Genomic DNA, 11,988 nt, shown 5'->3' with positions numbered 1-11,988 from the left:
GGAGCCTCGCTTCGTCACGGCGGTGACGCTCCTTTGGCTGACGCGCGACGATTGGGCGCAGGACGACACGGCACACGGGTTGCTCGTGTCTCGGTCGATGACACTCCGGTCGACGCTCTCTCTCGCCGTAGTCGTTCCAACCCTCTTCGCGTGCAGCCCTGGCGGGTCTGGCTCGGCCACCACCGGGTCGGGGCAGGCGGCGTCGGATTCAGCCGCGCCACCGTCGCTCGACGGTGAGGCCACGACGGTGCCGGTTGACGGCGGCGCGGTGGACGCGACCGTCTCGCCGGTCGATGGCGGCGGTCCGAACTCCACGCCCGTGGATGGCGCCACCGACGCGAAGACCCCCGCCGACGCAGGCCCCGACGTCGTCGTGAGCGCAAGTCTCAGCGTGACGTCGCTCAGCGTCCGAAACGTTGGGCGTCGCGGCGATGCGCTCCGCGTCTCCTTGAACGGCGCCGACAAGGACAAGCGAACCACCAGCGTGGTCCTTCGCATGCTCGACTCGCAAGACGCGCCGGTCATCGCCCTCGACACCAACTGGGACGGCGTGGCCGACGCCTCCGAGAAGCGATTCCGGTTCGAGACAAGCGCGCTCGGGAAGGCGACCTTCACTGGCGTCGTGACGATTCCCTCCGTGTACGCGCCGGGGCAGTCCACGATCGCGAAGGTGGTGGCGATGCTCGAGGACGCGACGGGCGCCCGCTCGCAGCCGCTCACCGCGAGCCTCGCTGTCCAGCCCGTTCGCGAAGAGTTCGACTTCTGCGACGTCGCCAAAATCGCCGACCGCTGCGCCGATGGCCTCTCGTGTTCGGGCGCCACGGCAAAATGCGTCGCTGGTGTCGCTCCGACGCTCACCAAGACCGCCTACTTCGGCGGCGCGCAGCCGAGGATGTTGTTTCGCGGAAGCGAGCCCGACGACGACCTTGCGGGGCTCGCCATCGAGTTCCTCGACGCCGCAGGCAATCCAAAGTCCGTGGACCTCATCGGTGATGGCAGCGGGTTCAGCGGGGGCTTTCCCATCGACGCCATCGGCGCCGCAGAGGGAGGACAGTTCTTCCTCGTGAGCGAGCCGATCGTGGGCTTTGACGCGAAGGTGCCGAAGATCGCCGTCGTGGCGACCGACGAGCACGGGCACGCGGGGCCCAAGACGACGACGTCGGTAAGCGTGAGGCCCGTGCGCGCGATCGGGCAAGCGTGCGACTTCGCGGGCTTCGATGTGTGCGCCGCGGGTGCTGCTTGCGCCCCGGGGCTCGCGACGGCGACGAACACGTGCGCTGCCGTCGCGACGCTCAAGAACACGAAGTGTGGTGGAGCGCCGGTCCTTGACCCGGCGAAGGGCGCGACCGTCGTCTTTGGGAAGGTGGAAGGGGCGAGCCTCTGGGACGCGCCGCAAGGCTGCGTGACAGGCGACGCAACGGGTCGCCCCGAGGCGGCCCTGAAGCTTCACCTCGCGTCGCCCGCAAGCTCGCTGACGCTTTCGACGGCTCTCCCCGAGACCGACTTCGACACATCCATCTACCTGGTGCCAACCTGCGCGAGCGCCGGCACCGTCGCGCTCGGTTGCAACGACGACGACCAGGGCGCGTCGTCTACCCTCACGCTCACGAACGTGCCCGCTGGCGACTATGTCGTGATCGTCGATGCGGTCAAAGCGAAGGGCGGGACCTTCGGCCTATCGGTCGACGTCAAATAGCCACGGTAAGCAGCATCGCCGCCGCTAAGGCGCGCCGCAGGCGAGCCACTCACCGAGCTTCCGGCGCTCTTCGTCGTCGACGCTGCGCCCGTCTGGCATGTACGTGTTGGTCGCGTTGGGGCCCTTCGCGGCGGCCTTGTCGACGTCGTCGTTCTGGCGGCGGATGGTCTCCTGGCTCGAAAGGCGAGGCTGCGTATCGCCGCCCGCGCCGTGGCACGCGTCGCAGTTGGCCGCAAAGAAGGCCTTGCCGAACGTCTCGTACGTCAACGTCGAGTTCGGGGGGCAAGTGGCCCCTGTGGGATCGCCGGTGCCATTGCACGCAGACAGCGCCGCGACGACAGCGCCCAGCGCGAGGACGATAACGCTTCTCATCTCGCGAGACTCTTGGGGTCGACCCGCGGCTGCGTCAATCGCGGCGCGCCCAAGCCCCATGTTTCTTTACAGTTCGCGGCGCACGTCGGAGCCCGGTCGGTCAAGGGAGCGACTCAGCGGATCGGTGTCTCGAAGGCGACCTCGGCCTGGTCGAGCTTGCAATCGGATTCGGAGCAGACGCTAAACTTGTAGACTCCACGCACCTTCGCTTGGCCAGGTGCCTGGCCGGTGAAGCGAACCTTGAGCAAGCCGACGCTCTCGCCTTGTTGCGAAAAGTCACCGCTCGCCTTGCTGAAGGTGCCGTCGGTGTTGGCGAACGCTACGCCGTCGCTTGGCTGCGCCTTGAGCTTGTAGGGGTACTCCTTGTTGATGTGATAAGCGCCCTTGGCCTCGAGCCGCACGACCACCTCACAGGCCGCGCCAGCCTTGCAAGAGGCCGGCGGGCTCGCGTCGAGCGTGTAGAGCGCGGTGGAGTGCTGGAAGCGGACGGGCGGCGCCGTGGGGGCTGCCGTCGCGGGCGCAGCGCTCCCCGCGGTGGCGGGCACGTTCTTGTCCTTGTCGCCCTTGCCCACGTCTAGCTTGGCGAGGCCTGCCTTTTCGGTCTTCGCCGGCAGGGCTCCGCTCGCCGAAGGCGCCGGCGTCACGGCCGCCGTGGGGGCCGGCTCTTGCTGCGCGGTGGAGGGGGAGGGGGGAGCGGCCGGCGGCGCCGCGGCCGGGCTGGCGGAGGCCGCTTGTGGCGCTGCCTTCTCGGCGACCGGCGCCTCAGACTTCTTGTCGCAGTGAATGAGAACGAGCGCCGCGAGCGCGAGCAGGCCCGAAGGGAACAGCAGCCGAGAACGCATCCCGTCAGTTTCGCCGATGGCGCGCTCAAGTAAAGGGATGCGTCGGCGGCTCTCCGTATTTTTTTCTCCTCGCGGCGGCCGCCGTCGGGGCTTCAGACCGTTGCGAAGGCGTCGTCGGGGATATCGATGGGGCTCTTGTCCTCAACGGCCATCTGCTTCGCGCGCATCTCGACGCCGGGAAGGACGCTGCGCGCGTAGTAGAGCGCCGCGTGGGTCTTGCCCGTGTAGAACGCGAAGTCGACGTGCTCCTTGGCGAGCTTCTTCTTGGCCTCTTCCGCGATGACTGCGCCTTCGAGGAGGAGCCACGCGACGCACGTCTCGCTCATCATCTCGAGGAAGCGGTTCGCGTAGAGCGGAACCATCTCCATCTGGCCCGACTGGAACCACATGAGAAGCTTCATCGAGGAGCCGGCGAGCGCCTCTTGCGCCGCCGCGAGCTGCTTCACGCCCGCGCCGAGCGACGGGTGGTCACTGTGCTTGCCCACGAAGGCGGCGATGTCGCCGAGGAACGCCTGAAGGTTGGCGCCGCCAGCCTGCGGGAGCTTGCGGCCCACGAGGTCCATGGCTTGGATGTGATTGGTGCCCTCGTAGATCGAGAAGATCTTCGAGTCGCGGCAATATTGCTCGACGGGGTAGTCCCTCGTGTAGCCGGCGCCGCCGTAGGTCTGAATCGCCGTCTCGCAGACGCGGAAGGCTTGGTCCGAGCCGTAGGCCTTCACGAGCGGAACGAGGAGGTCGACCTGGCCCTGGTGGTACGCGGCCTTCGTCTCGTCTTTGCCCTTGAGCACCGCGTTCATGTCGATGTGCCACGCGAGCTTGACGGCGAGCGCTCGGATGCCTTCGACGCGAGCCTTCATGTCGAGCAGCATGCGCCGCACGTCGACGTGCTGAAGGATCGACACGCGCGGCGCGGTGGCGTCCTTCCAGTGCGTGATGGCGGCCCCCTGCTTGCGGTCCTTCGCGTATTCGAGGGCGTTGAGGTAGGCCGCCGAGGCGACCGAGACTCCTTGAATGCCGACGGCGATGCGCGCGCCGTTCATCATGCGGAACATCTGCGGCATGCCCTGGTTGAGCTTCTGCTCGCCGCCGACGGGCCAGCCGATGCACTTGCCGTTGTCGCCAAAATTGAGGACGCAGGTCGACGAGCCGTTGATGCCCATCTTGTGCTCGAGCGCCGCCACGGCCACGTCGTTGGACTCGGCCAAGGTGCCGTCGGCGTTGGGGCGAAGCTTTGGGACAATGAAGAGCGTGAGACCCTTGGTGCCGGGCGGCGCGCCGTCGACGCGAGCCAGCACCAGGTGGACGACGTTGCTCGCCATGTCGTGATCGCCGCCGGAGATGAAGATCTTCGTCCCGCTGATGGCGTAGCTTCCGTCGTCGTTGCGCTTAGCCTTGGTGCTCGCGGCGCCGACGTCGCTGCCGGCGTGGGGCTCGGTGAGGCACATCGTGCCGCCCCACTCGCCGTTGTACATGCGCGGGCAGTAGAGCGCCTTCTGCTCCGGCGTACCGAACGACTCGATGACCTCGGCGGCTCCGCGCGCGAGGCCTGGGTACATGTTGAAGGCCGCGTTGGAGCCGCTGAGGAGCTCCTCGACGAGGACCTGAACGGTGTGCGGCGCGCCGGCACCGCCATACTCGGGGTTGGTTCCGATCTGTCGCCAGCCGGACTCGTAGAGCTTCTTCCAAGCATCTTTGAAGCCGTGCGGGGTGACGACGCCGCCCTTGTCGTCGAGGCGCGTTCCTTCCGCGTCGCCGATGGCGTTCAGCGGGCCGGTCACCTCTTTCACCCAGCGGTAGCACTCGTCGAAGGACGTCCGCACCGTGTCCTCGGCCCAAGCTTCGAAGGGCGCGTTGCCGAGCACCGCTGCGAGGTTGAACTGCTCGAAGGCGAGGAAGTTGAACTCCCGGATATCCGCCTTGTAACGATTGATGGTGGGGACGGGCTTGGTCACGGCGCACTCCTTGGTGACTGAATGGCCATTCAGTCGGGCCTCAGTCTAAGGATCCGGGTGCCATTGGGGAACCCCCAAAGCCGTCTCAAAGGCGCAAAACTGCCGGCGTTCCCCCGAGTAGGGGGGCGGCGCACATGAGTCGAACGGACGAGGTCGCGAGGAGCCTGCTAGGCTCCGGGGACGGGATGAAGGTGGCAGCCCTCAGCCAGGCACCGCGCGAGGATCGGGTCTACCGGGCCATGACCGATGACGGCGCGTTTCGCGTCGTCACTGCGCGAACGACCGACACCGTGCGGGCGGCCATCGAGGCGCAGAAGGCGGGGCGCGCAGGGCCTGCCTTCGCAGACCTCCTGACGGGCGCCATCCTGATGCGCGAGACCATGTCGCCGGACCTTCGCGTCCAGGTGATCATGCAGTCGACGGATCACAAGTGCAGCATGGTCGCCGACGCTCATCCCGACGGCTCCACGCGGGGTCTCCTGCGGGCGTCGGAAGACGGAACGTTCCCGACGGCAAAGGCGCTCTTGCAGGTCGCTCGCTCCGTTCACAACGGCGGTCTTCTCCAAGGCGTCGTGGAGGTCCCGTCGTCCGGAGACATCTCCGGCGCCCTCATGACGTACATGCAGACGAGCGAGCAAGTCGTCTCGATGATCTCGGTTGGCGCCGTCTTCGCCAAAGACCAGCTCGTCGAGGCTGGCGGCTACATCGTCCAGCTGCTCCCCGAAGTGGGGCGCGGCCCGCTCATGGTCATGACCGAGCGGCTTCGCGATTTCGAGCGCGTGGCGGAGCTCCTCCAGAAGGGCGAGGGCGACCCGGTCCACCTCGCCAGCGAGATCCTCTACGGCATGCCGTTCTCGCCGGTCGGCGATTCGAGCGTTCGCTTCGGCTGCAACTGCTCCGACGAGCGAATCCTTGCGAGCCTCGCGTCGCTCTCGAAGGCTGACATCCAGGAGCTCTACTCGCGCGGCGAGGTGCTCGAGATGATGTGCGACTACTGCCGCAAGGAGTACCGCGTCGAGCCGGCGCGCTTGAAGGGCTTGCTCGCGACGAGCTGAGCGCGAGGTCTCTCAAGGGGCGGCGCGTCGCGCTCGCACAAAAAGCGAGAAGGCAGCCCCCGCGGGGACTGCCTCCTCGTCACGCAAGGCGCTCGCGCTCAGCCGGTCTTGCCGCCCGCGGAAGCGGACCCGGACGCGCTCGCCTTCACGTCGACGGACACGTTGATGTTCGCCTTGAGGTTCGCCGAGGCGTCGATGGCGCCCTTGAAGGGAGCCGCGACGCACGCCGCGAGCTTGCCGCCGAGCATCGCGCCGGAGGCGCCGCCGCCGGAGACCATGCCCTTGACGCTGCCTTCGACGGCGCCGACGAGCTCACCGACTTGGCCGGCCATCTTCGCGCCGTTTTCGCCGATGCCGATGGCGACCTTGAGGATCGCCGGGAGGTGCTTCTCGACAGAGACCTTGAACTGCTCGGCGACCTTCGCGTCGGCCGCGCCGCTGATGCGGAGCGCGACCATCGCCGGCGTGCACTCGGCCTTCGCCTGCACGTCGACGTTGCACTTGGCCTTGCAATCGGCGCTCATCTCCGGCGGCTTGACCTCGCCGGTGCACTTGGGCTCCTTGAACTCGGCGGAGCACTTGCCGGTGCAGGTGCCTTCGCACTTGGCCGACGCGTTGAGTTTGCAGCTTCCGCCGCAGGAGCCCTTGCACTCGCCCTGGATGGAGCCGCCTTCGCACTTGCCGTCGCAGGTACCCGTGCAGCTTGCACCCTTCGAGTCCTTGCCGTCGCACTTGCCGTTGCACTTGCCGCTGCAGGAGCCCTTCATCTGGGCGTCGCAGGAGCCGGAGCAGGAGCCGTCGCACTTGGCGGCGGCCTTCATGTCGCAGCTGCCTTCGCACTTCGCGTCGCAGGAGCCGGAGAGCTTGCCGGGCTCGCACTCGACCTTGGCCGAGCCGGGCTTGATGTTCGCGTCGCACTTGCCGGCGCAGTCGGCCATGGCGTTCATCGACGCCGAGCAGACGGGCGGCTTCACGTCGAGGGTGATGCTGGCCTTGCCACCGAGCTTCGCCTTGACGTCGCCCATGGCTTTGCCGGCGGCCTTGCAGGCCTCCTCAGCCGTCTTGAACTCGCCCGTGGCGCCGAGGTCCTTGGCGAGGCCGCCGCAGGCGACCTTCAGATCGGCGTCGACCTTGTCGGCGAAGGCCTTGATCTCGATGGCCGACTGGAGGCCGACCTTGAGCTTCGTGGCGTTCTCCGCGCTGAGCTTGAAGCCGCCCACGAAGTCGTACTTGGCGATGGCCTCGGCGCTCGACGTGTCGGGGCAGCTGGCGGCCCCGCCGGGGATCGCATCGGCGCCGGGGACGTTCTTCAGAGCGCCGCAGGCAACAGGGGATGCAAGCAACGCGAGCGTTGCAGGCCAGGAAAGCACACGAAGCGTGGTTCGAAGCATGGTCGTCGTCTCCTCGCGCCGAGATCGTGCGGGCGCGCGCGCGCACCTTATCGCCGAACGCCTGCGCTTTTCAACGCCCAACGGCCCCAAGGCCGGGCGTCTATTTCGCCCCTGCCGTGACCTGTCCATCGCGCCCAACACGGAACGCGAGGACGCCCGCATCGCTGCTCTTGGCGGAGCCGCCCGGCTCGACGACCACGGAGACCGCGTCGCCGGACAAAGTCGCCGCGATCTTGAAGTCCTGTTTGGGCGCGAGATTGCTCACGTAATGCGTGCCGGTCTTGGCCCTGTAGGTCGCTCGGGACGCATGAGGCGCCGCTACGAAGGTCGTCGATTGGTCACCCACCTCGGCCGTCGCTCCGTGAACACCGCCGTCGAGCGGCTGGATCTTCGCCGCTCCCGGGCCCGTCCCCGAGGCGTCGAGCACCGTGAGCCAACGCTGCGCGCGCTCGGCGTTTGACGGGCGCGCTTCGACGCGAGTCACCCGCTTTCGATCGTAGAGGTCGACGGTACGGAACGTCGCCCCGGCGGGCTTCACGACGGCGAGCGTGCCCGCGAAGCGGTCGGCGGGGCCCGCGTCGAAGGTGCCGGGCTCTCCGGCGCGCGCCGCGGCCGGCGCGGCCAAGTGAAACGCAAGCCACTGCTCGAGATCACCTTCACCGACCTCGCTCTTGTCGTCGATAAAGAACAAGGACGGCCGAACGTAGAGGACTTCGCGAGACCATGCCGCCACGCGCGCCTCGCCCCGCTTGCCGCGCCGGTACATGTCCTCCAGGTGCTCGCCGCGGAGGAAGACCCAAGCGTCCTTCTCCTCGAAGCGGGCGAGCTTCGTCTTAGGCTTGGGCGGCATGGCGGCGATTTGACCGTAGCGCTCATCGGGCTCGGCGCTGCCGGCGCCTGGCTTCATGCGCGCGTAGAGAATGTTGAAGACGGTTCGGTTGCCCTTCTTCTTGTCCTTGTCGTGATCGCCGAAGAGCTCTTCGTAGACGGGATCGTTGCCGCCCGATGAATGAAGCGACGGCTGGCCCGCTTCGCGGCGTCGTACGGCCGTTGCAGCGTTGACGAGCACCGGGCGACCGCCGCGAACGACGGCGAGGCTGCCCTGGTCGAATTGCATGTGGCCCGCTTCGGCGTTCGCGACGTGGGGCCCGGCGGTGAAGCTCGCCCAAGTCGCGCTTTCGTCCCACGCGCTGCGGAGCGCGACGGTGTTCATGCCCCAGGCGACGTACGAGAGCGGGAGCTTCGTGAAGTCGGCCTCCGGCGCAGCCGCATCCCAAAACAGAAAGTCCATCCAAGGGGGCGCCTTCTTCTCGCGTCGATCGCGGATCTCTCTCGCGTAGCGCTGCAGCGTCGCTGCGAAGGGATCGCCTTGGCGGCGCAAGAGCTCGGGGAGCACCGTCAAGGTCCAGAGCGGCGCTGTGGCGTCGGCGGCGTCGCCTTCGTAGTTGGTGCCGCGGTCGTCGACGTGGATGCGATCGGGCCACGCGAAGTGCAGAAGGTGGATCGACTGGTCGAAAGGGAACGCAAAGGGGGCAACCGGGTTTCGAAAGAGATCGCGGCCCTTCGCCGTCTGCGTGGCCCAAGCGGGCCACGTCATGTTCAGTGTGGCGAGGGCGCCGTAGTTCCATCCCTCGGGCCAGCCGCCCCCGACCAGGTGCTTGCTGTAGTAGGGCACCACCATCTTGAGGTGCATGCGCTCGTGCCAGTCGGCGAACCACGTGAGCGCCTTCGGGTCATCGTCTTGCGTCGCCAGCGCCGCGTAGGCCTTCGCCGCGTAATACCCGGCGAAGTAGTTCCCTTGCGGATGCTCCCGCGCGAAGCCCTTCGCGTCGTAGGTGTCGAGCCACATGGCGAGGGCCGCGCGGACCTTCGCGCGCAGCTCCGGTGAGAGTTCCTCGTAGAGCCAGTCGTAGCCGATGGCCATCGCCGTCGCGAAGAAGCGAATGCCGAAGCCGTCGTCGCGCAGCGGGTTCACGGCGTGGGGGCCGCTCGTCTCGCTCATCTTCGAAAGAAGATCGGCCCCGCGCGCGGCGAGGGCCTTGGCGCGCGCCGCGTCGATGGTTCGGAGAACGGCGCTGCACAGGGCGATGTCATGCATCGCCTGCCAGTACTCCTCGCCTTGATAGCCTTCTCCGATGCCCGGCGTGGGGTAGTCGGAGCCGTCGGGGTATTCGACGGGGCCGTTCATTCGGGATGCGCACTTGGCGTCGAGCGCCTTCCACGTGGGCGCGGCGGCCGCCACGCGAGCGCGCAACGTTTCGAGGGTCTTTGGCTCGAGCAGGATGCGAGGGTGAGGCCCGATGGGCGTGGCCGCCGCGGGGCCGCTCATGACCGGAGGCGCCGCGCTAGACTTGTCGCTGTCGTCGCCGCGGAGGACTCGCTTGGCGACGGACTTGATGCGCCCGCAGCCCGCGAGCGCTGGCAGGGCGAGTGCTGGCAAGAGTGCAACGAGGAGAGGTACAGCGAGGCGGCGCACGCGCCGATGAGAGCACGCCTTCGGGTCCTCCGCGAGATGAGCTATGAAACGTTGATGGGTCGGAGAGTGATGGAAGAGGGCCCTACGGTGATGCGGGCGGCGGCGTGCGCGCTGCTCCCCGCCCTCATGGCGTGTCCTCGCGCCGATTGGACGCCGCCGGAGCTTCGCGCTCCCTTGGCCGGCGTGAGCGCCGTCGCCCCGGTAGCGCCGCCGCCGGGCCCCGCGGCTCCCGCGATGCCGGTCGGCCCGCCCGCGCCGGCGCGTGACGACACGAAAGGCGTGTCCTTGCTCTTGGAGTTCCGTGGCGGCGCGCCTTCGGCGGCGGTGGCGTTCGCGCTGCCCGTTCCCAAAGGTGCGCTCCGCACGGCCGACGGCCTCTCCGTGTGGGTCTCGGGCAAGCGGCTCCTCGGCGTCAAGACGCGACCGCTCGTCTTCGAACACTCGACCTCCGGCGAACGCACCGGTCTTCGGTCTGTGCTCGTCGAGTTGCCCGCGGGTCAAACGTTGCCGCTGCGCGTCGACGTGCGCTTCGGCGGAGACGGAGGTGCGTCATCGCCGTCGAGTTACGCGTTCTCAAAGACCGCGCGGCCCGCATCCTTCGTCGTGAAGACGGCTCGCTGGACCGTTGCGGGCGCCGGCGCGGCGGCGCGCGCGACGCCCGTGCAGGCGAAGGCCGTCCCGTTGTTCGACGCCGTCCTTCCGCCCGTCGTTGTGACGTTTCCGCCGGGCTATGTCGCCGCGACTCGCATCCTCGGCGATCTCCTGCCCCGGAGCGACCTTGCTGCGCGCGGTCTTTCGGGCATGGCGTTTCTGTCCGAGGCCTTCGGACGGTTCGCCGACGGCGCGATGGCCCACACCGGTTACCCGATCCATGAGAAGGGCTTCGAGCTGGGCACGGAGGCGTGGCTCTACGACCGCTGCGCGTCATACCTCCTGGCGTACGCCGACGGAGGCGAGGCGCGTCACTTTGAGCACGCGCTCTTGAGCTGCGCCAACTACGCGCGCAACGTGGCGCTCGCCGGCGAGCGCCGAGGGATCTTCGAAGGGAAGAAGGACCGCGACACTAAGTATTCGCACGCGCGAGGCCTCTACGCGTATTTCGCGCTGACCGGCGACGAGGTCGCCTACGAAGCGGTGCGCGCCATCGCTGACATGTGGCACGACGACCCGCTGTTCGTGGTCCCTTACCGCAACGGCACGACGCGCGGCGTCGACAAGCTGTGGACCGAGCGGCTCCTCGCGGCGTCGCTCGAAGGGCAGGTCTACGGATTCATGCTCACCGGCGAGCGTCGCTTCCTCGAGAGCGCGCGCGCCCTCGTTGCGACGGCGCTGAAGCACATCACGACGACCGACGCGGCGGAGCTCCGGGCCATTACGAAGACGGAGTTTCCGCCGCAGAGTTGCTTCGTTCACAACGCGCTCCAACAAGCTGAGGGCAACGCCGACGAACCTTGGTGTTCGAGCTGGATGGCCGAGCTCGTGGTCGACCCGCTCATGCGCTACCGCGAAGTCACCGGCGACGCGCGCGTCGACGAGGTCTTCGTGCGACTCGCGCGGTCGATGCGCGACGCAGGGACGATGTACTTCAAAGACAATCCCTTGGGCGACGCCTTCCTGTCGCCGAGCCGCCCGTTCGTGATGGATGACGAGCCGCGGCTCCTCGCGCCGCTCTACGGCTACGGCATCACGAAGGAGGGGCGTCGCAAGCCCAGCGGCGAGTGGAGCGATGTCGAGCATTGCCCCGACGCGACGGCGGTGACGGCGGCGGCGCTCTTGGCGCTGCGTCGCTCGGGGCAATACGACAAGCCTCCGGTGCCCGCCTCGGCCGCGTACCGCGTCGACCTCTCGCGCTTCGCCACAGAAGGCGAGTCCATCCTGGCGCTCCATCACGAGCTGGCGTTTTGCGCCAAAGAGACGCTCGCGCGGGCCCGACGGCCCGGCCGGGATCCGGACCGCGTGGCTCCCGACGTGTTGGCGAAGGCCGCGGCAGCCGGCGCCGGGGCCGACGCTGTGCTGGATGCGCAGAAGATCGGCTGGCCCGTCGACGGCGTTGTGCCGATGCGAAAGCTCTCGTGGTGGTTCAACACGTCGATCTCGGAGCTGGCGTGGCTCGCCGAAGCCAAGGTCGCGGTGCCCGAGCTAAGGCCCGGGACTGTGCGGTGAGGCACTGGCGTAAAGTTTGCTCTTGTCGGTGAATTCGCTAC

General features: G+C 68.0%; 8 protein-coding genes. 3 read left to right on the top strand and 5 right to left on the bottom strand.

Annotated elements, in window-relative coordinates; genetic code table 11:
* The first annotated feature begins 22 nt into the window (after positions 1-22).
* Positions 23-1,696: a hypothetical protein gene (locus tag IPG50_39755; GenBank protein ID MBK6698277.1), complete on the top strand. Its 1,674-nt coding sequence runs from the start codon at positions 23-25 to the stop codon at positions 1,694-1,696.
* 24 nt (positions 1,697-1,720) lie between these two features.
* Here IPG50_39755 and IPG50_39750 read toward each other — a convergent pair whose 3' ends face one another.
* The 3 genes from IPG50_39750 to IPG50_39740 form a co-directional block, all read right to left on the bottom strand.
* Complete coding sequence (locus tag IPG50_39750) at positions 1,721-2,068, bottom strand: cytochrome c (protein MBK6698276.1); 348 nt, start codon at positions 2,066-2,068, stop codon at positions 1,721-1,723.
* Positions 2,069-2,181: 113 nt separating this feature from the next.
* Complete coding sequence (locus IPG50_39745; GenBank protein ID MBK6698275.1) at positions 2,182-2,910, bottom strand: hypothetical protein; 729 nt, start codon at positions 2,908-2,910, stop codon at positions 2,182-2,184.
* Positions 2,911-3,002: 92 nt separating this feature from the next.
* Complete coding sequence (locus IPG50_39740) at positions 3,003-4,841, bottom strand: acyl-CoA dehydrogenase (GenBank protein ID MBK6698274.1); 1,839 nt, start codon at positions 4,839-4,841, stop codon at positions 3,003-3,005.
* 206 nt (positions 4,842-5,047) lie between these two features.
* On the opposite strand from IPG50_39740, the gene IPG50_39735 reads away from it, so the two are divergent.
* Complete coding sequence (locus IPG50_39735) at positions 5,048-5,917, top strand: Hsp33 family molecular chaperone HslO (GenBank protein ID MBK6698273.1); 870 nt, start codon at positions 5,048-5,050, stop codon at positions 5,915-5,917.
* Between the two features lie 98 nt (positions 5,918-6,015).
* Here IPG50_39735 and IPG50_39730 read toward each other — a convergent pair whose 3' ends face one another.
* Positions 6,016-7,308, bottom strand: a complete 1,293-nt coding sequence (locus tag IPG50_39730) for a hypothetical protein (protein ID MBK6698272.1) — start codon at positions 7,306-7,308, stop codon at positions 6,016-6,018.
* Positions 7,309-7,408: 100 nt separating this feature from the next.
* Positions 7,409-9,784, bottom strand: coding sequence for a hypothetical protein (locus tag IPG50_39725; GenBank protein MBK6698271.1), 2,376 nt, complete (start codon positions 9,782-9,784; stop codon positions 7,409-7,411).
* A gap of 54 nt (positions 9,785-9,838) precedes the next feature.
* Between IPG50_39725 and IPG50_39720 the strand changes: the two genes are divergently transcribed.
* Entirely contained in the window at positions 9,839-11,947 is a 2,109-nt protein-coding gene (locus tag IPG50_39720) for a hypothetical protein (GenBank protein MBK6698270.1), read from the top strand.
* Positions 11,948-11,988 lie beyond the last annotated feature (41 nt).

The sequence above is a fragment of the Myxococcales bacterium genome (genome assembly GCA_016703425.1).
Classification (GTDB): domain Bacteria; phylum Myxococcota_A; class Polyangia; order Polyangiales; family Polyangiaceae; genus JADJCA01.
This window is presented reverse-complemented; position numbering and strand designations above follow the sequence as displayed.